This window comes from Arthrobacter sp. 01L42, from assembly GCF_056400005.1.
The window spans coordinates 176,868-201,091 of the sequence record NZ_JBFTSL010000008.1 but is presented as its reverse complement, the minus strand read 5'-3'; the positions used below and the strand labels follow the sequence as shown (position 1 = coordinate 201,091).

Here is a 24,224-nt window from a genome sequence, read left to right as displayed (position 1 = left end):
GTGCTCTTGAGCCGGTCAAACACGAGGAAGAACTCTTCCTTCTGCTCCTGCGTGTATTTCCTGCTGGTTCGTGGTTCACCCGTTAAAGACGACACGGTCGTTGCAACTCCCAAAAATTCTGGGTGTTGCAACGACCGCTAGAACCCAAGCTGAACTGTTTCAGGGGGAGCCGGCTTTTTGTGTGCGGTGGGCCTGTGTGCCGTTGACGCTGTGTGCCGTTGACGCCGTGTGCCGAGGACACCGTGTCCCAGCCGCTGCTGGGGAGTACTGGCAGCCCTCGGCCTTGCGGATCTGGTGCTGCAGCGCCCTCGATCAGACGGCGGCCTGCACGGCGCCCTTCTCTGTGTTCTTCAGGTCGGTGTTTTTGAAGTCGTTCGGGACGCGGATCATGCCTTCCTGGGCCACCGTCGCCACGTGCCGGCCGTCCCGGCTGAAGATTTTGCCCGTCGCGAGGCCCCGTGCGCCCTGCGCGCTGGGCGATTCCTGGACGTACAGGAGCCACTCGTCGACCCTGACCGGCCGGTGCCACCACATGGCGTGGTCCAGGCTTGCCACGGACATCCCCGGCGTAATCCAGCTCATGCCGTGCTTGCGGAGGATGGATTCGAGCAAGGTGTAGTCGCTCGCGTAGGCCAGGGCCGCCCGGTGCAGGCCGGCGTCGTCGGGCATCGGACCGAAAGTCTTCATCCACACGGCGTTGCGGGCTTCCCGGGGTCCTTTGGCCGAGACATACAGTGCCGGATCGACGTGGCGGATGTCGAACGGCCGCTCGTAGGCCCAGTGCCGGGCCACGGGGTGATCGAACTTGCCCAGCAGGTCGGCCGTGCTCGGCAGCGATTCGGGGTCCGGGATCCCGGCGGGCATCTCGGACTGGTGCTCGATCCCCTCGTCCTCGGCCTGGAAGGACGCGATCATCGACAGGATGGGCATGCCCTCCTGATAGGCGTGGACCCGGCGGGCCGAGAAGGACCGCCCGTCGCGCAGTCGCTGCACACCGAAGGTGATCGGCTTGTTGGCGTCGCCGGGCCGGAGGAAGTAGCCGTGCATGGAGTGCACGCTGCGGTCCGGATCGACGGTGCGGCTGCCGGCTATCAGGGACTGCGCCAGCACCTGGCCGCCAAAGACGCGCTGCTTGGGCTGTTGCTGGGACGGACCCATGAAGATGTCCTCGTCCGTCCGGGCGCCCTCGAGCTCGCCGAGGTTGAGAAGTTGGATGAGCGAGGAGGTGGGGTCCTGGGTCGGGAGCCCCAGCAGTCCGGCTTCGGCTTCAGTCATGGTCTGACTCTAGACGGCGTCCAGCGCCGCTCCAAAGAAGCGCAGCCGGTAGAGTCAGTAGTGTGTCTGATGTCCTAACCCAGCCCCTGCAGTTCACCGATCCCCGCGACCTCGACGACCTGCGCACCTTCGCGACGCGCGCCAAGTCCATTGACGACGGCGCCATCCGGCTCCAGGCCGCGGGCCCCGTCCTGGCCGCCTACGTCTGCGTCCTGCGGCCCCGGCTCCTGGGCGAATCCACCCCCACCATCCTGGGCCTGCGGACCATGGCGCTGGCACAGCCGGCGGACACTGACGTGACAGTGCCGCTGTCCGCCGTGCTGGACCGCCTGGCACGGGCGGGGGAGCACGACGTCGAACTTCCCGTCCCGCCGGTGACCGTCAGCGAGTCGTGGGCCGGGATCGGCGCGCCGCGCGCCGGCTGGGAACTGCTCGGCACCGTCCAGGACACTGCCCTGCGGACCGCAGCGGAGGCCGGGATCAGGGAGATCGCCGCGATCATTCCGGACAAGCCCGGTGCGTTGATCGTCAACAATGCCAGGGCAACGGTCTGGGGCCGGGAACTGCCCGACGCCGGCGGCCTGCCGGCCGGGGCCGCGTTCGCCGCGCTCACCCTGGGCTTCCTGGCAGAGAGCGAACAACGGCTCTACCGCGCCGGGCGCTGGTTCCGGCTCAGCGGCACCCGCGGCCACGTGCTGGTCCGGACCGGCACCGGGCTCTAGGAAGCTCCGGCGCCCTCCGCGCTCAGGCCTCCGACGGGCTGTTCACCATGGACAGGGCTGCCCGCTCCATGTAATCCCAGAGCGTTCCCTCATACAGCGGCGGCAGTTTCAGGGCATCCACCGCGGCACGCATGTGGAACAGCCAGCGCTCCTTGGCCTCCGGCGTCACCCGGAACGGCATGTGGCGCATCCGCAGCCGCGGATGCCCGCGCTCCTCGCCGTACGTCGTCGGCCCGCCCCAGTACTGTTCCAGGAACATCAGGAAGCGCCGCTTGGCCGGGCCAAGGTCCTCTTCCGGGTACATGGCGCGCAACAGCGGATCTGTTGCGACGCCGTCGTAGAAGACGTCGATGAGCTTCACAAAGGTCTCGTGGCCGCCCACGGCGTCATAGAAGTTGTCCGTGTAGCCGGGCTGGCTGAACGGATCGTTCTGCAGCAGCTGCCTGGGCTGGCTGGGTTCGCTGGCGCTGGGAATCGTCATTTCACTATTCTCCGGCCTTCTGCTGGGGTGCGCTGTCGGCCTCGTCCGCCGGGGACGTCTCGGGCGGAATGTATGTGCCCTGGGAGCGGTTGCCCACGCGCAGGATTTCGCCGTTGCGCAGGTACCAGATGGTGCCGTCGTCGGCCCGGACCCGGGTGATCCGCAGGTTCATGGCCTCGACCGTGCCCACCACCTCGGAAGTCTCGATAATGTCGCCAATGCCGTACTGGTCCTCGAAGGTAATGAAGATGCCGGCGAGGAAGTCGCGGATCAGCTGCTGGGCCCCGAAGCCGATCGCCACACCGAGGATCCCGACGCTCGTCAGGATGGGAGCCACGTCCACGTTCAGGTACTTGAGCACGTACACGATGGTGAGGACGGCGATCAGGACGCCGACCACGCTGCGGAGCAGTGCGCCGATTGTCTCTGCCCGCTGGACGCGGCGTTCATGGTCCAGGGCGCGGAACGCCGGAGCCACCCAGCGGAAGTGCGACTTCTTGAAAAGTGTGCTGCCCGCCGCGACCCGTTTGGTGATTCCGGTGATCACGAAGGATGCCACCAGCCACACGGCGACGCCGATGCCCAGGCTGATGAGGCCGCCTGGCAGGTTGACAGCCGAGATGTCCGGTGCGGTGATGGGTTCGATGGTGGTCAGGCTGATCATCGGTGAGGGAAAACTCCTTGTTTACTGCAACCCTGCTGCCGGCCGGCAGCAGGGCTGGGCGTCCGGAAAGGCAGCTGGCGTTCGCCGGGCGCATAACGCTCTGGTCTACTTCAACATTAGCGCCGTAGCGTGGCCCCATGCGCATCCTGGTCCTTGGCGGCACTGTCTTCCTGTCAGCTGAAATAGCCCGGCAGGCCCTCGCCGCCGGTCACGACGTTACATGCCTGGCCCGCGGTACCGCCGCCGCGCCGCCCGACGGCGCCACCTGGCTGCGCGCGGACCGCGCGCAGGGGAAGGCCGCGTACCAAGGGGCCGCCGGCAGCGGCGGGTGGGACGCCGTCGTCGACGTCTCGCGGGACCCCGCCCAGGCACGGGAGGCCCTCGAGACGCTGGCCGGCTCGGCCCGGCACTGGACCTTCATCTCCAGCTGCTCGGTCTACGCTGACCACTCAGTGGCCGGCGAGGCCGAAGACGCCCAGATGCTCCCGCCGCTGGCCCCGGGCACGGAACTGACCATGGATAACTACGGCGAGGCCAAGTCCGCGATCGAGCACCTGACCCGGGAACTGGCAGGGGACAAGGCGCACCTCTGCCGCGCCGGCCTGATCGGCGGCCCCGGGGACGGCTCCGACCGCTACGGGTACTGGCCGGCCCGATTCGCCCGGGACAACGATCCCGTCCTGGTCCCGGACATCCCCGCCGACGCCACCCAGATCATCGACGTCCGCGACCTCGCGGCCTGGATCCTCACCGCCGCCGAAAACGGAACCACAGGGGCGCTGAACGCCGTCGGTGAGCCGGTGCCCTTTGCCGCCTACTTGGAGGAAGCCCGCCAGCTGGCCGACGCCGACTCAGAGGTGGTTGTCGCCCCCGAGGACTGGCTGGCGTCGCACGGTGCGAACTACTGGGCCGGCCCGGACTCGCTGCCGCTGTGGCTGCCGCCAGGCCACGAGGGCTTCGCGACCCGCAGCAACGACGCTGCCCGGACAGCAGGGCTGCGGCTCCGGCCCTGGATGGACACGCTGCGGGACACCCTGGCGGATGAACGCCGCCGCGGACTCGGCCGTGAACGCAAGGCCGGAATGAGCCCGGAGACGGAGCGCCGGCTGGTGTCCGAGTACCGGACAGAGGCCTCGGCCGGCCCGGCTGACGGCGCCGCCTGAAAACTATTCAGTCAGCCTGGCCCTCCACCACAGCCGTCGGCTCGTGCAACACCGGGAAGTTCACGCTGCGGGCGATGAAACAGACCTTGTTGGCCTCCACGTGGAGTTCCTCGAGGACATCCGGTGCCGCCGCTTCCGCCACCGTCACCCGGGGCTTCAGCGTGACGGATTCGAACTGCCCGCTGCCGTCCCTGTTGGTCCGCATCAGGCCCTCGGCCCGGTCCTCGTAGGCCGTCACCACAACGCCGTGCTTCACGGCCACGTGCAGGAAGGAGAGCATGTGGCACTGCGAGAGCGCGGCAAGCAGGAGCTGTTCGGGGTTGTAGCGCTCCCGGTCCCCGTGGAAGGTCGGATCGGCCGAGCCGCGCAGCACCGGCAGCCCGGGGATCTCGACGTCGTGGTCCCGTGAGTAACCGCGGTACGAGGACGTACCGGCCCCGCGGTTCCCGGTCCAGCGGACGGTCAGCGCATAGTGATGTTCGTCAAGGCTCATGACTCCAGCCTAGAACGACAGAACCCCGGCGCCGCACAGGGGCGGCGCCGGGGTTCCAGGCTTTCGGGGGTCCGGTGCCTTGGTCGTTAGCCGACGTCGGCCTGGCGGGCGCGCAGGGCGCGGGCAACGCCGTCGCGGTTCTCCAGCATCATCCGGCGCAGCGCCGCACTGCCCTCCGGCAGCGAGGCCAGGAACTCATCCGTGCGGTCCACCGTGGCCTGCGTGGTCAGCTGGGCCGGGTAGAGCCCGACGACGATCTGCGAGGCAAGCGCGTGGGTGCGGCTGGCCATGATGCCGGGGACGGCCTCGAAGTACTTCTCGGCGTACGGCTCGAGCAGGGACGTGTCCAGGACCCGGGTAAAGCCGGTCACCGCGGAGCCCTGCAGGGCGTTGGACAGATCGCCCTTGACCACAATCGATTCCCAGGCCTCGGCCTTGGCCTCCGGGGTGGGGATGGCGGCCTTGGCCAGGGCCGCCGCGTTCTGGCCGTTGGAGGTGTTGTCGTGCTCCAGTTCCTCGTCGATCCGCTCCTGCCCGGCGCGGCCGCCGGCCACGAGGGAGGCCAGCAGCTCCCACCGCAGGTCCTGGTCCACGCTCAGCCCATCGAGGGAAAGTGAGCCGTCCAGCAGCCCCGAGACCGTGTCCAGCTGCCCGGCACTGCGGGCCAGCAGGGCGTAGGACTTCACGAACTGCAGCTGGGCGTCCGAGCCGGCCGGCACCGCCGAGGCGAGCTCCCAGAGCTTGTCGGCCGCGGCCACGGCGGTCGCCTCCTGGTGCTCCTCGGCCACGTAGAAAGTCAGCGTGGTGGCCAGCTGCCGGAGCTGGACCAGGATCACGGAGGAATCGGATTCCTCGGCAATGTTGGCGAGGATCAGCTCCACGTACCCGCGGGCCGGGGACTCGCCGTCGCGCGCCGCATCCCAGGCCGAGCCCCACACGAGCGTGCGGGGGAGGCTCTGGCTGAAGTCCTTCAGGTGCGCCGTTGCGGTGGCGAGGGACTTCGGATCCAGGCGCACCTTGGCATAGGCGAGGTCGTCGTCATTGAGCAGGATCAGGTCCGGCTGGGCCAGGCCGGCCAGGGCCGGAACTTCGGTGCGCTCGCCGTCGACGTCGAGCTCCTCGCGGTGCACCCGCTCCAGCTTGCCGGCCCCGTTGAGGTTGTAGAAGCCGACCGCGAGGCGGTGCGGGCGCAGGGTCGGTTCGCTCTCGATCGCCGACTGCACGATGGCGAAGGACTCGATGGTGCCGTCCGCGGCCGCCGAGATTTCCGGTGTCAGGGTGTTCACGCCGGCGGTCTCCAGCCAGAGCTGCCCCCACCGTTCCAGGTCGCGGCCGCTGGCCTTCTCGAGTTCGGCCATGAGGTCGCTGAGCTCGGTGTTCTGCCAGGCGTGCTTGCTGAAGTACTCCCGCACCCCGGACATGAATTGCTCCGGGCCCACCCAGGCGACGAGCTGGCGCAGCACCGACGCGCCCTTGGCGTAGGTGATCCCGTCGAAGTTCACCTCGACGTCCTGGAGGTCGTTGATCTCGGCGAAGATCGGGTGCGTGGTGGGCAGCTGATCCTGCCGGTAGGCCCAGGACTTCTCCACGGAGGCGAACGTGGTCCAGGCGTGGCCGAACTCGGTGTTCTCGACGGCGGCCAGGTGGGACATGTATTCGGCGAAGGACTCGTTGAGCCAGAGGTCGTTCCACCAGCGCATGGTGACGAGGTCGCCGAACCACATGTGCGCGAGCTCGTGCAGCACGGTGATGGCGCGGCGTTCCACCTGGGCGTCGGTGACCTTGCCGCGGAAGACGTAGCCTTCCAGGATGGTGACGGCCCCGGCGTTCTCCATGGCGCCGGCGTTGAACTCCGGCACGAAGAGCTGGTCGTACTTCTCGAACGGGTACGGGCAGCCGAACTGGGCCTCGAAGAACTCGAAGCCCTGCCGGGTGAGTTCGAAGATGTTGTCCGCATCGAGGTACTGCATGAGCGACTTGCGGGCGAAGATGCCCAGCGGGGTGACCTTGCCCGCCGCCGACGTGACCTCGCTGCGCACCGACTGGTACGGCCCGGCGATCAGCGCGGTGACATAGGAGGACAGCCGCGGTGTCGGCGTGAACTCCCAGACAGAGCGGGCGCCCCCATCCGCGCCGGGGATGGTCTCCACCGGCACCGGGGTGGGGGAGTTGGACACGACATCCCAGTGCGAGGGGGCGGTGACGGTGAACGTGAAGCTGGCCTTCAGGTCGGGCTGTTCGAAGACGGCGAACATGCGCCGCGAATCCGGAACCTCGAACTGGGTGTACAGGTAGACCTCGTTGTCCACCGGATCCACGAAGCGGTGCAGGCCTTCACCGGTGTTCATATACGGGGCGTCGGCGACCACCAGCAGGTGGTTCTCGGCCGCGAGGTCCGGGAGCTGGATCCGGACGCCGTCGGAGACCTCGGCCGGATCCAGTTCGCGGCCGTTGAGGCTCACGCTGTGCACGGCGTGGGTGACGGCGTCGATGAAGGTCGACGAGCCCGGCTTGGCCCGGAACTTCACGGCCGTGGTGGAGCCGAAGACCTTCTCGCCGCGGGTCAGGTCCAGGCTGACCTCGTAGGAGTCGACGTCGATCAGGGCGGCGCGCTCGCGGGCTTCGGCGCGGGTCAGGTTCATACCGGGCAAAGGGGCCTCCAGAAGAAGATGGATACTGCCGGCCGGCCGCGGCCGCGGTCGCCGGCGATACTGTGAAATTATTCTTTCACGTTAGCGGCCCTTGGCAAGTTAGCCCGGTCACAACCGGCCCCAAGGCCTCGGCATCCAGCCCACGATTTGCCACGAATGGCCGCTTAGCCGATGCCCTTGGCGGCCATTCGTGTCAGATGGGTGCGGTTGGGGCGGCCACGTTGACGTTGCCCCGGCGGTCTCTTCTTGCTCGTGGCGAGGTCCGGGCGCCGGACTACGTGCCTGATCCCACATTTGCTTCCCGTCCAGCTCCTGACCTGCGCGCACGTCCCCAGATCCATCAAGGGGCGTCCGCGGTAGCGTTGGAGCATGGGAAAGATCCGTGACTCCGTCGATGCCAGGGCGTTGCGCTTTGCCATCGGTTTCCCCCTGATGCTGGCGGCAGGATTCGTGGTGTGTGCGCTTCTGGTACGCCCGGATCTGCCCGAGCCGCTGGCCGTCCGCTGGACCGCCGCCGGTGCCGCCGACTTCGCGCCGTTCGTGACGGTCGCGGGAGCCGGAGCCTCGCTGATCGTGGTGATTGGCTGGGCCGTGCTGCTGCAGGCCGTGCCGCTGTCGCGCCCCGCGATGATGCGCCGCATCATGATGGGCGCCGGCCTGTCCATGAGCCTGTTCGTCACCACAGTCCTTGCCGCCGTGCTTGTGGGCCAGCTGGGCCTGCCCGATGCGCGGGGATCCCATGTGGACGCCTCGGTCCTGGCCCTCGGCAGCGGCGCGGCCCTCGGCCTGGGCGTTGTGATGGGTTTTGTCTTCAAGGCCGACGAGCGCTGGTCCGTTGATGACGACGTCGCCGTCCGGCAGGCGCTCGAGCGTGAACAGGATCCGGATTTGGCCAGGGACCGGGTCAGCCTCTGGGTCCACGCCCGCAGCTCCATCTTCGTCATGCTCGGCATCGCAACGCTTCTGCCGGCCGCCCTCCTGACCGTTGCCGTGCCGTGGCTGTCTGTCCTCCTGGTGGCGGCGGCCCTGGTGGCCGCGGCGTTCCTGGTGGCCCGGATCCGGGTCGACCGCGGCGGCCTGCACGTCTTCGCGGCAGGCTTCGTCCGGGTCATGGAAGTTCCGGCCGCGGCCATCGACGCCGCGACGCCCAGGGACGTCACGGCGGCGGACTATGGCGGGTGGGGCTACCGGACCCATGGCAACACCACCGCGATGCTGGTCAGCAGCGGCCCCGCGGTGGTCATCGACCGCTCGGACGGGCGCCGGCTGGCGGTGAGCGGCGGCAGTGCCACCGCGGCGGACAATATCGCCCAAACGCTGTCCCGGGTGGCGGACAGGGCCCGGCGGAACGGCGGGACCACCGCCGTGTAGCACGGCCGTGTAGACGGCGGTGTCGGTCCCCGGTGGAGTAGGACGGTGGAGCAGGACGGCGGAGTACGACGGCGTGCCGGGCCTGTGTAACACGACCGTCCAGTGAGGGGTCTGGCGGGCTGCAGCAAGGTCCCGGGAGGCCCGGCCTAGTACGCTTGGACCAGACCCCAACCGCCCCGGCCGCCGCCCGGCGCCGCAATCGAACGGAACAGCCGTGACCATTTCTGACCTGCCCCGCGTGCACATTGCCACCGACCACGCCGGAATGGAGCTCAGCGCCCACCTGGTCAGCCACCTCGGCGCCAAGGGCTATGAGATGGTGGACCACGGACCGAAGGTCTACGACGCCCTGGATGACTACCCGTCGTTCTGCATCAACGCCGCCCTCGCCGTCGTCGCGGACCAGGAGGCCGGAACCCACGCCCTCGGCATAGTCCTTGGCGGCTCTGGCAATGGCGAGCAGATCGCCGCCAACAAGGTCAAGGGCGTCCGTGCCGCGCTGGCCTGGAACCTGTCCACCGCCCAGCTGGCACGTGAGCACAACGACGCCAACGTCGTCGCCGTCGGCGGCCGCCAGCACAGCGTCGACGAGGCCACGGAAATCATCGAGGCGTTCCTGGCCGAACCCTTTAGCAACGATGAGCGCCACGTCCGCCGGATCGGCAAGATCGCCACGTACGAGCGCACCGGCGAGGTCATCGACTAGTGCCGGAGGGGCATTCCGTCCACCGGCTGGCCCGCCAGTTCGGGGACGTCTTCGCGGGGGAACGGCTCGCGGTCTCCAGTCCGCAGGGCCGGTTTGCCCAGGGCGCGGCGCTGCTGGACGGCCACACCCTTGTCAGTTCCGTGGCGCACGGGAAGCACCTCTTCCTGGAGTTCGGGCACGGGCTTCTCCTCCATGTCCATCTGGGCCTCTATGGCGCCTGGGATTTCGGCGGTGACGCCACCTTCCGCGGCGCCTCCAGCATTGGCGCGCCCCGGAAGGTGGGGGAGCGGGAAGTCTACGACGACGCTGAGGCGGCCGGGCTGGCCGCATATGAGGGCCCGCCCGCGCCGGTCGGTGCCGTCCGCGTCCGGCTCGCCGGCGCGCACGGCTGGGCCGATCTCCGCGGCGCGACCACGTGCGAGGCGATCACGGACGCGGAAGCGGCGGCCGTACTGGCGCGGCTCGGCCCGGACCCGCTGCGGAACCTTCCGGGAGACCGGGACACCTTCAGCGCCACCGTGGCGGCCAAACGCACACCGCTGGCGGCCCTGCTGATGGACCAAAAGGTGATTGCCGGCGTCGGGAACGTCTACCGGGCCGAACTCCTGTTCCGGCAGCGGCTCAACCCCTGGCTGCCCGGCGCCGAACTGTCACCGGACGCGGCCCGCCGGCTCTGGGACGACACCGCGGCCATGATGACCGACGGCGTCCGGGACGGCCGGATCATCAGGACGCCGCCGCAGTACTGGAACGGGGCCGGAGCCGGCATATCCCGCGGCGTCCTGCCGGCCCCGGAGGAGGCGCACTTCGTCTACCGGCGGCACGGACTCGGCTGCAGGGACTGCGGAACGCCGGTGGCGCTGACCGAGCTCGGCGCCCGGAAGCTCTACTGGTGCCCGGCCTGCCAGCAGGCCTGAGCCGGTACGCCTGCCCTTCCAAGCCCCGGTCGCCGGGGCCTGGAGAGGAACGAAAAAAAGCCCCTCCGGAGAGGGGCTTTTTTCGTCATATTTCTGAGGGGACGACGGGAATCGAACCCGCGTAATCAGTTTGGAAGACTGAGGCTTTACCATTAAGCTACGTCCCCGGGATCTCACTGGAACTCCAGCAAAACTTCCGGGCGGCTGTTCAAGCCGGATACAACTAAACCCAATTCAAGGCCCCGGTGTCAAATGTGCAAATCGGCACAGTATGACCGTAGACTGTTCTGTGCACTTACGGGGTGTAGCTCAGCTTGGCTAGAGCGCCTGCTTTGGGAGCAGGAAGTCGCAGGTTCAAATCCTGTCACCCCGACTCTGCAAGCACTGCCAGCACGTGGCAATGCAGAACCCCATACCCCCCACACCAGGAGTACTTAGACTGTGAAGAGCGCTGTCGAGAACCTCACCCCCACGCGGGTCAAGCTCAATGTTGAGGTCCCCTTTGAGGAATTGAAGCCCAGCATCGCAGAGGCATACAAGACTGTTGCTTCGCAGATCCAGGTCCCCGGTTTCCGCAAGGGCAAGGTCCCCTCCAAGCTCATTGACCAGCGCGTTGGCCGCGGCTACGTCCTGGAGACGGCCATCAACGAAGGCCTCAACGGCTGGTACCAGGCCGCCGTGCAGGAAACCGGCATCCGCCCGCTGAGCCGTCCCGAGGTCGAGATCACCGAGGTTCCGGACCCGTCCGCCACCGACGGCGAGCTCAAGTTCCACGCCGAGGTTGACATCCGCCCCGAAATCGAACTGCCCGACTACGCAGGCATCAAGGTTGAGGTCGCCGCCGCCGAGTCCTCCGACGCCGACGTCGACAAGGCCCTGGACGAGCTCCGCGGCCGCTTCGGCACGCTGAAGTCCGTGGACCGCCCGGCCGCCGATGGCGACTTCCTGACGATCGACATCGCAGCCTCGATCGACGGCGCCGATGTTGACTCCGCTTCCGGCCTGTCCTACCAGGTTGGCGCCGGCACCATGCTCGAAGGCCTCGACGAGGCCGTCACCGGCCTCAGCGCCGACGAGGACGCCATCTTTGACACCACGCTGGTCGGCGGCGAGCACGCCGGCGAGTCCGCTCAGGTCAAGGTCACCGTCAAGGCCGTCAAGGAGCGCGAGCTCCCCGTCGCCGACGACGACTTCGCCCAGCTCGCCAGCGAATTCGACACCCTGGCCGAACTCCGTGAGGACCTCGCCAAGCAGGCCGCTGAGTCCAAGATTGTTGACCAGGGCGTCGAGGCCCGCGACAAGGTCCTGGACAAGCTCGTTGAGCTCGTCGAGGTTCCCGTCCCGGCGTCGATCGTCGAAGAGCAGCTCGAGCAGCACTTCAACGCCGAAAACGCCCACGGTGAAGGCGAGCACGACACCGAGGAGCACCGCGCCGAGGTCAAGGCCAACACCGAGCGCGCCTTCCAGAACGAGATCATCCTCGACGCCATCGCGGAGAAGGAAGAAGTCAACGTCAGCCAGAACGAGCTGATCGACTACATCGTCACCACCGCCAGCCAGTACGGCATGGACCCGAACCAGTTCGCCCAGATCATCGATCAGAGCGGCCAGGTGCCCATGATGGTTTCCGAGGTCCGCCGCCGCAAGGCACTGGCCGTCGTGCTGGGCCAGGCCGAGGTCACCGACTCCGAGGGCAACAAGGTTGACCTGAGCGACTTCGTCCGCCCCGGCGACGAAGCCGCCCCGGCCGCCGAGACCGTTGAGGACGAAGCGGCTTCGGCAGAAGCCAGCACCGAGGCCACGCCGAGCGATGACCCCGCAGCAGTGAAGTTCTAGCAGTCACTGAGGCTTAGAACAGTCGGCCCCCGGATCACCGATCCGGGGGCCGTCTGTTTAAGCCCCCGCCTTCGGCCATGCCCGGCCGGCACGGTCTGTTCGGGAGCCGGGAAGGGCCCGCATCCAGGACCCGGCGCGCGGGGTCCCGGCAATCGTGCGCCGTCAGCGAACAGCCCGGCGCCAGCGAACAAAGCGGGCGTGAAAACGGTTAGTGTCGCTGTAGGAAAGTTCAGTGATGTCGTCCAGTGGCGTCACCGTCGCCAGCGAGAGGTAAGTACATATGTCACAGCAAGCAGGGGCACCCCGGATGGCCACGGTCGATCCGGCAGCCCAGGATAACTACATTTACAACCGCCTGCTGAAAGAGCGCATCATCTGGCTCGGCTCCGAGGTCCGCGACGATAACGCCAACGCGATCTGCTCCCAGCTGCTGCTGCTCTCGGCGGAGAATCCTGAAAGGGACATCTACCTTTACATCAACTCACCCGGCGGCTCCGTCACCGCCGGTATGGCCATCTACGACACCATGCAGTTCATCCCGAACGATGTTGTCACGGTCGCCACCGGCCTCGCCGCGTCCATGGGCCAGTTCCTGCTCTCCTCCGGCACCAAGGGCAAGCGCTACGCCACCCCCAACGCCCGCATCCTCATGCACCAGCCCTCCGGCGGCATCGGCGGCACGGCGTCGGACATCAAGATCCAGGCCGAGCTGATCCTGCACATGAAGAAAGTCATGGCCGAGCTGACCGCGGACCAGACCGGCCAGAGTGTGGACACCATCCTCAAGGACAACGACCGCGACAAGTGGTTCACGGCCCCGGAAGCCCTCGAATACGGCTTCTTCGACAAGATCGCCGCACACGCCGGATCCGTGGCAGGCGGCGGCGGAACCAACGCCAACGGCTCCGGGAACAGCGGCGGCGCTGCGACAGCCACCGAGAACTGACCGGCAGGTAGACAGCAATGAATTCAGGAGCAATGAACATGAACTACAACTTCGGTTCGACTGCCGGCAACCTGCCGAGCAGCCGCTACGTGCTGCCCCAGTTCGAAGAGCGCACCCCCTACGGCTTCAAGCGCCAGGACCCGTACACCAAGCTGTTCGAGGACCGCATCATCTTCCTCGGCGTCCAGGTCGACGACGCCTCGGCCGACGACGTCATGGCCCAGCTGCTGGTGCTCGAGTCCACCGACCCGGACCGCGACATCACGCTCTACATCAACTCGCCTGGCGGTTCCTTCACCGCCATGACCGCGATCTACGACACCATGACGTACATCCGGCCCGAGATCCAGACCGTCTGCCTCGGCCAGGCGGCCAGCGCCGCCGCCGTGCTGCTCGCGGCCGGCACGCCGGGCAAGCGCCTCGCACTGCCGAACGCCCGCGTACTGATCCACCAGCCTTCGCTGTCCGGCGGACAGGGCGGGCAGGCCTCGGACCTCGAGATCCAGGCCGCCGAGGTCATGCGCATGCGCTCCTGGCTCGAGGACACGCTGGCCAAGCACTCCGGCCGGACGCCGGAACAGGTCAACAACGACATCGAGCGGGACAAGATCCTCACGGCCGCCGAGGCCATGCAGTACGGCCTCATTGACCAGGTCCTCGATTCCCGCAAGATCAAGCCCCAGGCAATCGCGCGCTAATCAGCAATCCGCGGCGCCGGTGCGGCATTCTTACTTGGCCGCACCGGCGTCCGCTTTCCACCCAACGGGCCCAAAGTGACCTAGAGTGGAACATGTCACAGCCAGCAGCAAGCTACTAAAGGGGTTCACACATGGCTCGGATTGGCGAGAGCACAGATCTGCTGAAGTGTTCTTTCTGCGGAAAGAGCCAGAAGCAGGTCCGCAAGCTCATTGCCGGGCCCGGCGTCTACATCTGCGACGAGTGCATCGAACTCTGCAACGAGATCATCGAAGAGGAACTCGCGGAAGTAGCTGACCTGGGCAGTTTCGAGTTGCCCAAGCCCCGCGAAATCTTTGATTTCCTGCAGGAATACGTGATTGGCCAGGAACCCGCCAAGCGTTCGCTCGCCGTCGCGGTGTACAACCACTACAAGCGGATCCAGGCCGGCCACGCGCCGAAGAGCGGCAGCCTCGCCGACGGCGTGCACCACGACGACGTCGAGATCGCCAAGTCCAACATCCTGCTGATCGGACCCACCGGCTGCGGCAAGACCTATCTGGCCCAAACCCTCGCCCGCCGCCTCAACGTCCCGTTCGCCGTCGCCGACGCCACGGCCCTGACCGAAGCCGGCTACGTCGGTGAGGACGTTGAGAACATCCTCCTCAAACTCATCCAGGCCGCCGACTACGACGTCAAAAAGGCCGAGCAGGGCATCATCTACATTGATGAGATCGACAAGATCTCACGCAAGAGCGAGAATCCGTCCATTACCCGGGACGTCTCGGGAGAGGGCGTGCAGCAGGCGCTCCTGAAAATCCTCGAGGGCACGGTGGCCTCGGTCCCGCCGCAGGGCGGACGCAAGCACCCGCACCAGGAATTCATCCAGATCGACACCACCAACGTGCTCTTCATCGTGGCCGGCGCCTTCGCGGGGCTCGAGGACATCATCGGTTCGCGGTCCGGGCGCAAGGGCATCGGATTCGGCGCCCCGCTCAACGAGGTCAAGAACACCACGGATTCCTACGGCGAGGTCATGCCGGAAGACCTGCTCAAGTTCGGGCTGATCCCGGAGTTCATCGGCCGGTTGCCCGTCATCACCACCGTCTCCAACCTGGACCGCGCCGCGCTCATCCAGATTCTCTCGACGCCGAAGAATGCCCTCGTCAAGCAGTACCAGAAGATGTTCCAGCTCGACGGCGTCGAGCTCATCTTCGAGGACGAGGCCCTCAACACCATTGCCGACCAGGCGCTGGAGCGCGGCACCGGGGCCCGGGGGCTTCGCGCCATCATGGAGGAAGTCCTGCTCCCGGTCATGTTCGACCTCCCCAGCCGCGACGACGTCGCCAGCGTCGTGATCACCGAAGAGGTCGTGACCAAGAAGGCGGCGCCCACGATGATCGCCCACGACGAGGTCAAACGGCGCAAATCCGCCTGATCCGGAATATTAACGCGGCATAGGTCGCTGTAATTTTTAGCGCGCCGTGTGCGTGATCCGCGCCGGCGCTTTCCCCGCAGACTTCCCTAAGGAGAACACCTGTGTCTGAAACCATGACCAACAAAGCCGACTTCTGGTTCGACCCGATGTGCCCCTTCGCCTGGGTCACCTCCCGCTGGATCGGTGAAGTCGAAGAAGTCCGCGACATCAAGACCGAGTGGCATGTCATGAGCCTCGCCGTGCTCAATGAGGGCCGCGAGGAACTGCCCGAGCAGTACCGCGAGTTCATGAAGAAGGCGTGGGCTCCGGTCCGCGTCATCACCGCCGCCGCTGAACAGCACGGTGCCGAATTCATCAAGGCGCTCTATGACTCCATGGGCACCAAGATCCACAACGAAGGCATCAAGGACATTGACGAGGTCATCGCCAAGTCGCTGGCCGAGGCCGGACTGCCGGCCGAGCTTGCCGCCGCGGGCCAGAGCGACGAATTCGATGCAAAGCTGCGCGCCAGCCACGAGGCAGGCATCTCGCTGGTCGGACAGGACGTGGGCACACCCGTCGTCGCCTTCAACGGCACGGCCTTCTTCGGCCCGGTCCTGACGCGCATCCCGCGCGGCGAGGAAGCAGGACAGATCTGGGACGCCACGGTGACCCTGGCATCCTTCCCGTACTTCTTCGAAATCAAGCGCAGCCGTACCGAAAGCCCGGTCTTTAACTAGGCCTGAACACGCCGGGCCGGGCCGCTGCCCGGCCTCCCGGGAGCCCCGGCAGAACTACTCCGATGTAGTTCTGCCGGGGCTCTTGTGCACAGCAGGCCGGAGGACAACAATGGAACTTACCCACTTCGAAAGAAGAGGGACGCAGGAACCAAAGATTCAGTGACACTCATCCGACGCAGCCTTCGGCAAAGTCAGATGATGGCTACCAGTGACGAGGTAGGAAGACCTGAAAGTCTAAGGATCCCGCCAGATTGTCTATGACGTCACGTGACAATCGAAAAGTCGAAGCCCCACCAACGGCTAACGCTGATGGGGCTTCCCCTTTGCCCAAAAACACCTTGCCCAAAAACAGTGCGGCCCAAAGCAGTGTGACCAAATTCGTCAGATCGCCGTCCAGGGGCGCTTCCCCGGTTGGGGGAGCGGGCATTGTTCAGGTGCGCACGACCCGGGAGGAGTCATGCGCACCTGCGGGTGCCCGGGGCCGGCTCCGCGTTGTCAGTCGCGGGGGTCAGCCGCGGGTGTTAGTCGCGGCGGTCTTCCCGGCGGTCGCCGCGGTCGTCACGGCGGTCTTCCCGGCGGTCGCCGCGACGGTTGATCCCGTGGGCGACGACAACGGCCCCGCCGACGGCGGCTGCGGTCCTGCGTCTGCGTCGTGCTGCCAGTGGCATGTCAGGCTCCTTCTATCGCTTCTTCAGGGGACTGGTCTTCGGCATCGGCCTGGAAGGCGGCGATGACGGCCTGGGTCGGGATCCGACCGCTGGCCACGAGTTGGCCGCCGGCCTTGCGGACTGCCGTGCCGAACGGGGCCGCCCACAGGTTCTCCCAGACGAGCACCGCGGCGGAGTGGCCGGGCGCGATCGTCTCGGCCAGGTCCATGACATCCTGCTCAGAGAGCACCATGGCCAGGTCGGCCTCGGCCGTGCGCACCTCGCCGAGCTCGCTCGGGTCCAGATCGGAGATCTCCGCCGTCTCGAGAGTGCCGTCCTCCATCTTCCTCAGGAACACCATGTCGAGCACCCTGACGAGGTCACGCTGGACCAGGTCCTCCAGGAACGGGGCGATCTGGCCCTTGCCGAAATCGGGTCCGGGGAATTCAACGACGATCCAGTCGACCGGCCCCAGTTCATCGAGTGTCTCAGTCATGCGTATGACCTCCGCTTCTTCTTGGGGTTCGAGGCGATCCGACGGACCGCTGCACCTTCATTCTGTGCCCCCGGTGAGGTGCGGCGCCTCACCCGTGCCGGGTGACCTCACTCCTCAGCGGTAGGACTTGCTTGTGCCGCCCCGGGTTCCGGGCCGAAGGAACAAGCCCGGCGGCCCGGCTGTTGCTTCCAATGACGGGGCAGCGGTCCCCGTGCCGTGATCTCCGGGCAACCCGCCCGGTTGTACCCGGTTTTGTCCTGTCCCCACCTGCGAACATTGGAGCGCCATGCCCGTTACAGCCCATCTCGACTTGAACGTCAAAGCCGAAGCCCTGCCCACGGCGCCCGCGGTGCTCCGCGATATTCTCTCCGATACGCGCGCCTTTGACGGCTGCCTCGGGGTCGACGTGCTGGTCGACAGCGCGGATCCGGCGCATTTTCTCGTGGTCGAACAGTGGGTATCGATGGAACACGACGCCGCCTATCGCGCCTGGCGCGCAGGCGACGGCGCGAGCGGGCTGGCAGAACTCCTGGCCGCCCCGCCGGTGCTGACGCACTTCGAGACGTCCTTCGCGGTCTGAGCCTCCCCGCGACGCCGAAGGGGCCCCGCCGGATCAGAATTGCTTCTCTGAACCGGGCCGAGGGCCCCTTCGTGTTGTTTCCGCCGGAGACTACGCCTGGACGGGCGGCTCGGCAGGTGCCAGCACGACGTCGCTGACGGCCAGTTCACCCTCGCCGGCGACAAGCGCCAGTTCACGGGCGTTGGCCGCGGCCTTGAGGTCGGCGAGGCCGGCCTTGAGCTGGGTCGTGCGGGATTCCGAGGCGGTGATCGTCGCGGACAGCACCTCGGTGCGCTGCTTGACCTTGGCCTCGGACTTGGCCTTGCGAATGCCGCTGAGCGCGGTGCCGACCGTGGCCAGGAGGGTAGTGTCGCCGTCGACCGTGATGGCGGAGGGCCACTGGGCGCGGTGCACGGAACCGGTGCGCCACCAGCTCCAGACTTCCTCCGTGGCGAACGGCAGGAACGGCGCGAAGAGCCGCAGGAGGGTGTCCAGGCTCGTCGCGAGGGCGGCCAGCACGGATGCCTGCTGCTCCTCGCCTGCCGCACCGTAGGCACGGTCCTTGATGAGTTCCACGTAGTCGTCGGTGAAGTTCCAGAAGAAGCTCTCGGTGATCTGCAGCGCCCGGGCGTAGTCGTAGCCCTCGAATGCCTTGGTCGCCTGCTCGACGACGTCGGCGAGCTGGGCCAGGACGGCCCGGTCTAAGGGGTTGCTCAGCACGGACAGGTCGCCGGAGACGACCGAGTCCTCGGTGGCGCCCAGGTTCAGGACGAACTTGGAGGCGTTGAGCAGCTTGATGGCCAGGCGGCGGCCGATCTTCATCTGCGCGATCTCGTAGGCGGTGTCCGCGCCGAGCTTGGCCGAGGCAGCCCAGTAGCGCACGGCGTCGGAGCCGTACTCCTCCAGCACATCCGTGGGCACAATGACGTTGCCCTTGGACTTGGACATCTTCTTCCGGTCCGGGTCCAGGATCCAGCCGGAGATGGCCGCGTGCTTCCACGGTGCGGTCTTCTGCAGCGCGTCGGCGCGGACGGCGGAGGAGAACAGCCAGGTCCGGATGATGTCATGGCCCTGCGGGCGCACGTCGAAGGGGTAGACCTTGGCGAAGAGCGCCTCGTCGGTGCTCCAGCCGCCCACAATCTGGGGGGTCAGGGAGGACGTGGCCCAGGTGTCGAGGACGTCCGCGTCGCCGGTGAAGCCGCCGGGCACGTCGCGCTGGGCTTCCTCGTAGCCGGGGGCCGCATCTGCCGCGGGGTCCACGGGCAGCTGCGCGTCCGACGGGACGATCGGTGCGTCGTATTCGGGGTTGCCGTCGGCATCCAGGGGGTACCAGACCGGTACCGGCACGCCGAAGAAGCGCTGGCGGGACACGAGCCAGTCGCCGTTGAGCCCCGAGATCCAGTTCTCGTAGCGGGAGCGCATGAAGGCGGGGTGGAACTCGATCTCGTTGCCGCGGCCGATCAGCCGTTCGCGCCGGTCCTCGTCGCGTCCGCCGTTGCGGATGTACCACTGGCGTGAGGTGACGACCTCGAGGGGCTTGTCGCCCTTCTCGAAGAAGTTCACCGGGTGCATGATCTTCTTGGGCTCGCCGTCAAGCAGTTCCGCGGCGGCCAGGAGCTCCACCACGGACTCCTTGGCACTGAACACCGTCTTGCCGGCGATGGCCGCGAAGTTGGCGCGGCCTTCTTCGGTGGTGATCCACTCCGGGGTCTCGCCGATGATGCGGCCGTCGCGGCCCACGATCGCGCGGGTGGGCAGCTGCAGTTCGCGCCACCAGGTGACGTCGGTGAGGTCGCCGAAGGTGCAGACCATGGCGACGCCGGAGCCCTTGTCTGCCTTGGCCAGCGGGTGGGCCTTGACCTCTACCTCGACACCGAACAGGGGAGAGGTGACCTTCTTGCCGAACAGCGGCTTGTAGCGCTCGTCGTCGGGGTTGGCCACGAGCGCGGCGCAGGCGGCCAGCAGCTCGGGGCGGGTGGTTTCGATGAAGATCTTTTCGCCGTCTTCGGTGAAGAAGGGGTAGCGGTAGTAGGCGCCAGCGACTTCGCGGTCTTCGAGCTCGGCCTGGGCCACGGCGGTGCGGAACGTGACATCCCACAGGGTGGGGGCCTCGGCCATGTACGCGTCGCCTGCGGCCAGGTTGGCCAGGAAAGCGCGCTGCGAGATGGCGCGGGACTTGTCATCGATCGTCCGGTAGGTCAGATCCCAGTCCACGGACAGGCCCAGGGTCTGGAACAGGTGCTCGAAGACCTTCTCGTCCTCGACCGCGAGCTCCTCGCACAGCTCGATGAAGTTCTTGCGGGAGATGACGTCGAAGTCGCGCTGGTTCTTGGCGGGCTCGGCCGGGGGGCGGTAGCCGGCGTCGTAGGCGATCGCGGGATCGCAGCGCACCCCGTAGTAGTTCTGCACGCGGCGCTCGGTGGGCAGGCCGTTGTCGTCCCAGCCCATGGGGTAGAAGACGTTCTTGCCGGTCATGCGCTGATAGCGCGCCAGGACGTCGGTCTGGGTGTAGGAGAACATGTGTCCCACGTGGAGGGATCCCGATGCCGTGGGCGGGGGAGTGTCGATCGAGTAGACCTGCTCCCGGGTGGTGTCCGGGTTGAACTTGTAGGTCCCTTCGCCAAGCCAGCGCTGCGTAAGCGCCTCTTCCAGCCCCTCCAGGGCGGGCTTGTCCGGAACGTTGATGGGGGCGGTGGTGGGCGTGTCTGTACCCTGATTGTCTTCAGCCATGGGCCAATTCTTCCACTAACTCCCATCCCCTGATGTACGGGATGCGGCCGGCGGCGGGATCTCCGGGTGTGGGCGCCGCCCAAGTAACGTGAAGTAGCATGCGCAGATGGGCAATTCTCAGGGTAATTCTGCCGGAACCTTCGTGATCAAGCGCATCTACGACGACCCTTCCGACGACGACGGCTGCCGGGTCCTGGTGGACCGGCTCTGGCCCCGCGGAGTCAGCAAGGAACGGGCCCACCTGGAGCTCTGGCTCAAGGACGTGGCACCGTCTGCACCGCTGCGCAAGGAATTCGGGCACATGCAGGAACGGTTCGCGGACTTCCGGGCGGCCTACGAAGCCGAGCTCGAGGGCAACTCGGCCGTGCAGACGCTGTACGGACTCGCGGCGGAGCACGGGAAAGTGACGCTGCTGTTCGGTGCACGGGACCCGGAGACCAACCATGCCCGGGTGCTGCAGGAGTTCCTGGAGCACGGCAGCAGCAGCAGGAAATGAGCCCGGCATTGCCGTTACTGTGGTGCCATGACTGAGGGAATCGACAACAACACACAAGAATTCACTGCAGCAGGAGCCAAAGCAGCAGTAGTCACCGGCGCCAGCACCGGAATCGGCGAGGCCACGGTGCGTGCGCTCCGCAAGGAAGGCTGGACCGTGTTCGCCGTCGCCCGCCGTGCCGACCGGCTCGAAGCGCTCGCCGCCGAAACCGGCGCCATCGCCCTTCCCGCCGATGTGACCGACGACGCCGATGTGGCCCGGCTGCTCGATGAGGTGACCCGCGCCGGCGGCATCGACACGCTGATCAACATCGCCGGTGGTGCCCGCGGCGCCGACAAGGTCGCCGGGGCCAAAACCGAGGACTGGGAATGGATGTTCCAGGTCAACGTGCTGGGCAGCATGAAGCTGATCCGCGCGTTCCTGCCCATGCTGCGTGCCTGCGGCGAGGGAACCGTGCTGAACCTGACCTCCACGGCCGGGCTCGCGGCCTATGAGGGCGGCGGCGGCTACAACGCGGCCAAGTTCGCCCAGCACGCCCTGACCGGCGCCCTGCGGCTCGAAGAGGCCGAGCACAACCTCCGCGTGATCGAGGTGGCCCCCGGGCTGGTGCAGACCGAGGAATTCGCCCTGAACCGCCTCGGCGACCAGGACGCGGCGGCCAAGGTGTACCAGGGAGTCGAGAAGCCACTGACCGCCGAGGACGTGGCCGATGTGGTCCGCTACGCCGTCGTCGCGCCGCACCACATCAACCTGGACCAGATCGTGATCCGCCCGGTGGCGCAGGCGGCCAACTACAAGCTGATCCGCAAGAACCAGTAGGGCGGGGCCAGGAGCGGGGCCAAGGGCGGGGCAAGGGGCCGGGACATCCGGCTGCGACACCTGACGTTCACCGAGGCGTGGGGCGCAGGTCAGGCTGCGCTGGTCCGGAGTTGGCCGGGGTTGGGCAAGGTGGCGCATGCAACTGCACACCACCAGAGTGGAGAACTTTCCCATGCGAACCCCGACGAAGCTCGGCGCTGCCGTACTCAGCGCAGCCCTGCTCCTCGCCGCCGCTGCCCAGGCAAACGCCGCCGAGGCCCACGCGGCCGACACGAACCCCAACAGCCAGGGCAACCACTTTGACCTCGAGGCCCATCGAGGCGGCATCGGCTTGACTGTCGAGTCAACCCTGGCGTCCTTCGCCAAGGGGATCGAGACCGGCGTTTCCACCCTCGAACTGGACCTCCAGATCACCAAGGACGGCCACGAGGTCATCACCCACGACCGCAAGATCAGCGGCCAGAAGTGCCTGGATACGGCTCCTGTCACGCCGAACGACCCACAGTTCCCCTACGTGGGCAAATACATCAAGGACCTGACGTTCGCGCAGGTCCGCAGCCTGGACTGCGGCACCCTCACGCTGCCCCAGTTCCCGGGCCAGGTGGCCTCGCCGGGCGCCAAGATGCCCACGCTGGCCGAGGTCTTCGCCCTGGCGGACTCGCACCGCGCCAGCCAGGTGAAGTTCAACATCGAAACCAAGGTCGAGGCAGGGGCGCCGCAGGAAACGGCCCCGCGGGAGCAGTTCGTCGACGTCGCGCTCCGCGAAATCAAGGCCGCCCACATGCAGAGCCGAGTCTCAATCGAGAGTTTCGACTGGGGCTCACTGCGCCTGGTCCAGCAGCGCGATCCCCAGATCCGCACCGTGGCCCTGACCAACAAGGACTTCCTCCAGGCAGGCCAGCCCGGCAAGTCGCCGTGGCTGGGCGGCATCGACGCCGATGACTTCGGCGGTGACCTCGTCGCCGCAGCCTCGTCCCTGGGCTTCGACGCCATCTCTCCCGTGCACGGCACGCCGCAGGACGGCGCCGTGACGGATCCGGGCTATGTTCCCTACGTCACCGCCGACATGGTCCGCCGTGCCCATGCGGCAGGCATGCAGGTCATTCCGTGGACCGTTGATGACAAGCCCACCATGCGGGCGCTCATCGGTGCCGGCGTGGACGGGCTGATCACGGATTACCCGGACCGGCTCCGTGACGTGATGGCCGAGTCCGGCATGAAACTGCCGCGCAGCTAGTCCGCCGCGGGGACGGACAACGTGGCCAGGACCGCCGCGTGGTCCGTCCCGGCCACCGGCAGCACGGCATAGCCGCTGCTGCCCACCTGCGGGCTGGTCACGATGTGGTCGATCACCACGCCCGGCAGCGGGGGCCCGGCCATCGGCCAGGTCGGAACCAGCCGTGCCAGGGCGGCGGCGCCCGCGTCGACGCGGGGGCCGCCGGGCCCGGTGCCGTCAGGGCCCTGAAGGATCTGGCGGAACTCGGCGTGGTCGAGGGTGGCGTTGAAGTCGCCCAGCAGCAGCATGCTGCCGGGACGGGCGGCAAGGCGGCCCAGGGCAGCCAATTCACTCCGCCACTGCCCGGCCCGGCCCCACACCGGAGCCTTGGTGTGCACGTTGGTCACGGTGAGGGGGGCCGGCCGGCCGCCGGCGTCGAGCTCCAGCTGCACCGTTGGCATGTGGAAGGCGGAACCGTCCACGGTGTCCACCGGAATGATCGGGCGTGAGGAGTACACGGCGCCGCCGCCCGCGCCGTCCCTCGAGCGGCTGATCCGGTGCGGAAGCAGCGCGTCCAGCCCCTCCGCGTCCAGCCGTTTTTCCAGGTCCGGGGAGAGTTCCTGGACGGCAAGGAGCCCGACACCGTTTTCACGCACCAGCCGGACAACTTCCGCGGCGTCCGCCTGGCCTTTCCAGGCGTTGAGGCTCATGACCGTAAGTTCCGCCGTCGGCGCCGGGGCTGTGGACTGTGCCTGCCCCGTGCTCCGTTGCTCGCCAGGCAGCGAATCCGCCTGTGGGGGCAGAAGCCTGTCCGCCACCCGGTCCGGCGGGAACAGCCACAGCAGCTGGAGGGCCAGGAGGGCGCCGGCCGGGAGTGCCGCCCAGGGACGCCGCCCCGGCAGCGCGAGCAGGAGGGCCGCGCCCGCAGGGAGCGCGAACCAGGGCGTGAAGGCCACGAGCTGGACCACCGGGGCCGGCCAGGGCCCCGGGACCGCCCGGAAGATGGATACCACCGCAACGGGCGCGGCGCAGAGGACAGAGGACACCTGCCACCGGCGGCTCGCGCTGCGGCGCTTCACGGGTAGGCCCGGGGCGGCCGGGGGACGGTCATGGCATGAGTCTATGCAGTCGGACCGCCGGCGTCGCCCCTCACAGCGGAGTTAGTAGCTGTGAAATGCAGTCGCACTGCCCGTCACTGCAGCGG

The 24,224-nt window shown here is 67.4% G+C and carries 23 protein-coding genes and 2 tRNA genes; 15 read left to right on the top strand and 10 right to left on the bottom strand.

All coding sequences use genetic code 11. The features are described 5' to 3' along the window. Nucleotides 1-312 precede the first annotated feature (312 nt). The gene (locus AC1DN2_RS09680) at nucleotides 313-1,275 is read right to left on the bottom strand and encodes an acyl-CoA thioesterase (protein ID WP_476850152.1); all 963 of its coding nucleotides are present in this window, start codon (nucleotides 1,273-1,275) and stop codon (nucleotides 313-315) included. A 62-nt stretch (nucleotides 1,276-1,337) separates the two neighbouring features. On the opposite strand from AC1DN2_RS09680, the gene AC1DN2_RS09675 reads away from it, so the two are divergent. Then, nucleotides 1,338-1,997 carry a DUF8185 domain-containing protein gene (locus AC1DN2_RS09675; protein ID WP_459385058.1) on the top strand — a complete coding sequence of 220 codons (660 nt, stop codon included), beginning with the start codon at nucleotides 1,338-1,340 and terminating at the stop codon, nucleotides 1,995-1,997. A gap of 22 nt (nucleotides 1,998-2,019) precedes the next feature. Here AC1DN2_RS09675 and AC1DN2_RS09670 read toward each other — a convergent pair whose 3' ends face one another. Both AC1DN2_RS09670 and AC1DN2_RS09665 read right to left on the bottom strand, forming a co-directional pair. Beyond that, nucleotides 2,020-2,478 carry a globin gene (locus AC1DN2_RS09670; protein ID WP_476850151.1) on the bottom strand — a complete coding sequence of 153 codons (459 nt, stop codon included), beginning with the start codon at nucleotides 2,476-2,478 and terminating at the stop codon, nucleotides 2,020-2,022. Between the two features lie 4 nt (nucleotides 2,479-2,482). Further along, nucleotides 2,483-3,142, bottom strand: coding sequence for a mechanosensitive ion channel family protein (locus AC1DN2_RS09665; protein WP_028277840.1), 660 nt, complete (start codon nucleotides 3,140-3,142; stop codon nucleotides 2,483-2,485). Between the two features lie 137 nt (nucleotides 3,143-3,279). On the opposite strand from AC1DN2_RS09665, the gene AC1DN2_RS09660 reads away from it, so the two are divergent. Further along, on the top strand, nucleotides 3,280-4,305 hold the full coding sequence (locus AC1DN2_RS09660; RefSeq protein WP_476850150.1) for an NAD-dependent epimerase/dehydratase family protein: 1,026 nt from the start codon (nucleotides 3,280-3,282) through the stop codon (nucleotides 4,303-4,305). A gap of 7 nt (nucleotides 4,306-4,312) precedes the next feature. Here AC1DN2_RS09660 and AC1DN2_RS09655 read toward each other — a convergent pair whose 3' ends face one another. Both AC1DN2_RS09655 and pepN read right to left on the bottom strand, forming a co-directional pair. After that, a complete protein-coding gene (locus AC1DN2_RS09655) occupies nucleotides 4,313-4,798 on the bottom strand; it encodes an OsmC family protein (protein WP_476850149.1) in 486 nt (161 codons plus the stop codon). Nucleotides 4,799-4,884: 86 nt separating this feature from the next. Further along, on the bottom strand, nucleotides 4,885-7,440 hold the full coding sequence (pepN, locus tag AC1DN2_RS09650; protein ID WP_476850158.1) for an aminopeptidase N: 2,556 nt from the start codon (nucleotides 7,438-7,440) through the stop codon (nucleotides 4,885-4,887). A 378-nt stretch (nucleotides 7,441-7,818) separates the two neighbouring features. Here pepN and AC1DN2_RS09645 point away from each other — a divergent pair, with 378 nt between their 5' ends. From AC1DN2_RS09645 to AC1DN2_RS09635, 3 genes are all read left to right on the top strand, one after another. After that, a complete protein-coding gene (locus AC1DN2_RS09645) occupies nucleotides 7,819-8,820 on the top strand; it encodes a hypothetical protein (RefSeq protein WP_230009138.1) in 1,002 nt (333 codons plus the stop codon). A 214-nt stretch (nucleotides 8,821-9,034) separates the two neighbouring features. Next, complete coding sequence (locus AC1DN2_RS09640) at nucleotides 9,035-9,526, top strand: ribose-5-phosphate isomerase (protein WP_476850148.1); 492 nt, start codon at nucleotides 9,035-9,037, stop codon at nucleotides 9,524-9,526. Then, complete coding sequence (locus AC1DN2_RS09635) at nucleotides 9,526-10,443, top strand: Fpg/Nei family DNA glycosylase (RefSeq protein ID WP_476850147.1); 918 nt, start codon at nucleotides 9,526-9,528, stop codon at nucleotides 10,441-10,443. The genes AC1DN2_RS09640 and AC1DN2_RS09635 overlap by 1 nt, the downstream gene beginning before the upstream one ends. Nucleotides 10,444-10,539: 96 nt before the next feature. Here AC1DN2_RS09635 and AC1DN2_RS09630 read toward each other — a convergent pair. Beyond that, nucleotides 10,540-10,610 (bottom strand) — tRNA-Gly (locus AC1DN2_RS09630). Between the two features lie 131 nt (nucleotides 10,611-10,741). Between AC1DN2_RS09630 and AC1DN2_RS09625 the strand changes: the two genes are divergently transcribed. The 6 genes from AC1DN2_RS09625 to AC1DN2_RS09600 all read left to right on the top strand — a co-directional run bounded on the left by AC1DN2_RS09625 (nucleotide 10,742) and on the right by AC1DN2_RS09600 (nucleotide 16,057). Continuing rightward, a tRNA-Pro gene (locus tag AC1DN2_RS09625) sits at nucleotides 10,742-10,816 on the top strand. A gap of 68 nt (nucleotides 10,817-10,884) precedes the next feature. Further along, on the top strand, nucleotides 10,885-12,279 hold the full coding sequence (tig, locus tag AC1DN2_RS09620; RefSeq protein ID WP_476850146.1) for a trigger factor: 1,395 nt from the start codon (nucleotides 10,885-10,887) through the stop codon (nucleotides 12,277-12,279). Nucleotides 12,280-12,586: 307 nt separating this feature from the next. Beyond that, nucleotides 12,587-13,225 carry an ATP-dependent Clp protease proteolytic subunit gene (locus tag AC1DN2_RS09615; protein ID WP_028277848.1) on the top strand — a complete coding sequence of 213 codons (639 nt, stop codon included), beginning with the start codon at nucleotides 12,587-12,589 and terminating at the stop codon, nucleotides 13,223-13,225. A 38-nt stretch (nucleotides 13,226-13,263) separates the two neighbouring features. Beyond that, nucleotides 13,264-13,923, top strand: a complete 660-nt coding sequence (locus tag AC1DN2_RS09610) for an ATP-dependent Clp protease proteolytic subunit (RefSeq protein ID WP_026266422.1) — start codon at nucleotides 13,264-13,266, stop codon at nucleotides 13,921-13,923. 131 nt (nucleotides 13,924-14,054) lie between these two features. After that, complete coding sequence (gene clpX, locus AC1DN2_RS09605; protein WP_243177221.1) at nucleotides 14,055-15,338, top strand: ATP-dependent Clp protease ATP-binding subunit ClpX; 1,284 nt, start codon at nucleotides 14,055-14,057, stop codon at nucleotides 15,336-15,338. A gap of 113 nt (nucleotides 15,339-15,451) precedes the next feature. Next, complete coding sequence (locus AC1DN2_RS09600) at nucleotides 15,452-16,057, top strand: mycothiol-dependent nitroreductase Rv2466c family protein (protein WP_459386006.1); 606 nt, start codon at nucleotides 15,452-15,454, stop codon at nucleotides 16,055-16,057. A 521-nt stretch (nucleotides 16,058-16,578) separates the two neighbouring features. Here AC1DN2_RS09600 and AC1DN2_RS09595 read toward each other — a convergent pair. Together AC1DN2_RS09595 and AC1DN2_RS09590 are read right to left on the bottom strand one after the other, a co-directional pair. Next, on the bottom strand, nucleotides 16,579-16,725 hold the full coding sequence (locus AC1DN2_RS09595; RefSeq protein ID WP_155855732.1) for a hypothetical protein: 147 nt from the start codon (nucleotides 16,723-16,725) through the stop codon (nucleotides 16,579-16,581). Nucleotide 16,726: 1 nt separating this feature from the next. Then, nucleotides 16,727-17,200 (bottom strand): DUF6325 family protein, encoded by a 474-nt coding sequence (locus AC1DN2_RS09590; protein ID WP_243177222.1) that lies wholly within the window; start codon nucleotides 17,198-17,200, stop codon nucleotides 16,727-16,729. 286 nt (nucleotides 17,201-17,486) lie between these two features. Between AC1DN2_RS09590 and AC1DN2_RS09585 the strand changes: the two genes are divergently transcribed. Next, nucleotides 17,487-17,780, top strand: coding sequence for a putative quinol monooxygenase (locus AC1DN2_RS09585; RefSeq protein WP_290370347.1), 294 nt, complete (start codon nucleotides 17,487-17,489; stop codon nucleotides 17,778-17,780). Between the two features lie 90 nt (nucleotides 17,781-17,870). Here the strand turns inward: AC1DN2_RS09585 and valS are convergent, their stop codons facing one another. After that, a complete protein-coding gene (valS, locus tag AC1DN2_RS09580; RefSeq protein WP_476850145.1) occupies nucleotides 17,871-20,489 on the bottom strand; it encodes a valine--tRNA ligase in 2,619 nt (872 codons plus the stop codon). 106 nt (nucleotides 20,490-20,595) lie between these two features. On the opposite strand from valS, the gene AC1DN2_RS09575 reads away from it, so the two are divergent. The 3 genes from AC1DN2_RS09575 to AC1DN2_RS09565 all read left to right on the top strand — a co-directional run bounded on the left by AC1DN2_RS09575 (nucleotide 20,596) and on the right by AC1DN2_RS09565 (nucleotide 23,041). Then, nucleotides 20,596-20,985 (top strand): DUF488 domain-containing protein, encoded by a 390-nt coding sequence (locus tag AC1DN2_RS09575; protein WP_476850144.1) that lies wholly within the window; start codon nucleotides 20,596-20,598, stop codon nucleotides 20,983-20,985. Nucleotides 20,986-21,012: 27 nt separating this feature from the next. Next, nucleotides 21,013-21,804 (top strand): SDR family oxidoreductase, encoded by a 792-nt coding sequence (locus AC1DN2_RS09570; protein ID WP_476850143.1) that lies wholly within the window; start codon nucleotides 21,013-21,015, stop codon nucleotides 21,802-21,804. Between the two features lie 172 nt (nucleotides 21,805-21,976). Beyond that, nucleotides 21,977-23,041, top strand: coding sequence for a glycerophosphodiester phosphodiesterase (locus AC1DN2_RS09565; RefSeq protein WP_476850142.1), 1,065 nt, complete (start codon nucleotides 21,977-21,979; stop codon nucleotides 23,039-23,041). On the opposite strand, the gene AC1DN2_RS09560 is transcribed toward AC1DN2_RS09565, so the two are convergent. Beyond that, on the bottom strand, nucleotides 23,038-24,099 hold the full coding sequence (locus AC1DN2_RS09560; RefSeq protein WP_476850141.1) for an endonuclease/exonuclease/phosphatase family protein: 1,062 nt from the start codon (nucleotides 24,097-24,099) through the stop codon (nucleotides 23,038-23,040). The two genes, AC1DN2_RS09565 and AC1DN2_RS09560, sit on opposite strands and share 4 nt — an antisense overlap. Nucleotides 24,100-24,224 lie beyond the last annotated feature (125 nt).

Coding starts and splice junctions, on each gene's coding strand:
- pepN (WP_476850158.1), bottom strand. CDS start 7,440: ATGAACCTGACCCGCGCCGAAGCCCGCGAGCGCGCCGCCCTGATCGAC.
- AC1DN2_RS09660 (WP_476850150.1), top strand. CDS start 3,280: ATGCGCATCCTGGTCCTTGGCGGCACTGTCTTCCTGTCAGCTGAAATA.
- AC1DN2_RS09585 (WP_290370347.1), top strand. CDS start 17,487: ATGCCCGTTACAGCCCATCTCGACTTGAACGTCAAAGCCGAAGCCCTG.
- AC1DN2_RS09575 (WP_476850144.1), top strand. CDS start 20,596: ATGGGCAATTCTCAGGGTAATTCTGCCGGAACCTTCGTGATCAAGCGC.
- AC1DN2_RS09590 (WP_243177222.1), bottom strand. CDS start 17,200: ATGACTGAGACACTCGATGAACTGGGGCCGGTCGACTGGATCGTCGTT.
- AC1DN2_RS09645 (WP_230009138.1), top strand. CDS start 7,819: ATGGGAAAGATCCGTGACTCCGTCGATGCCAGGGCGTTGCGCTTTGCC.
- AC1DN2_RS09665 (WP_028277840.1), bottom strand. CDS start 3,142: ATGATCAGCCTGACCACCATCGAACCCATCACCGCACCGGACATCTCG.
- AC1DN2_RS09570 (WP_476850143.1), top strand. CDS start 21,013: ATGACTGAGGGAATCGACAACAACACACAAGAATTCACTGCAGCAGGA.
- AC1DN2_RS09600 (WP_459386006.1), top strand. CDS start 15,452: ATGACCAACAAAGCCGACTTCTGGTTCGACCCGATGTGCCCCTTCGCC.
- AC1DN2_RS09680 (WP_476850152.1), bottom strand. CDS start 1,275: ATGACTGAAGCCGAAGCCGGACTGCTGGGGCTCCCGACCCAGGACCCC.
- AC1DN2_RS09655 (WP_476850149.1), bottom strand. CDS start 4,798: ATGAGCCTTGACGAACATCACTATGCGCTGACCGTCCGCTGGACCGGG.
- valS (WP_476850145.1), bottom strand. CDS start 20,489: ATGGCTGAAGACAATCAGGGTACAGACACGCCCACCACCGCCCCCATC.
- AC1DN2_RS09595 (WP_155855732.1), bottom strand. CDS start 16,725: ATGCCACTGGCAGCACGACGCAGACGCAGGACCGCAGCCGCCGTCGGC.
- AC1DN2_RS09610 (WP_026266422.1), top strand. CDS start 13,264: ATGAACTACAACTTCGGTTCGACTGCCGGCAACCTGCCGAGCAGCCGC.
- clpX (WP_243177221.1), top strand. CDS start 14,055: ATGGCTCGGATTGGCGAGAGCACAGATCTGCTGAAGTGTTCTTTCTGC.
- AC1DN2_RS09565 (WP_476850142.1), top strand. CDS start 21,977: ATGCGAACCCCGACGAAGCTCGGCGCTGCCGTACTCAGCGCAGCCCTG.
- AC1DN2_RS09670 (WP_476850151.1), bottom strand. CDS start 2,478: ATGACGATTCCCAGCGCCAGCGAACCCAGCCAGCCCAGGCAGCTGCTG.
- AC1DN2_RS09615 (WP_028277848.1), top strand. CDS start 12,587: ATGGCCACGGTCGATCCGGCAGCCCAGGATAACTACATTTACAACCGC.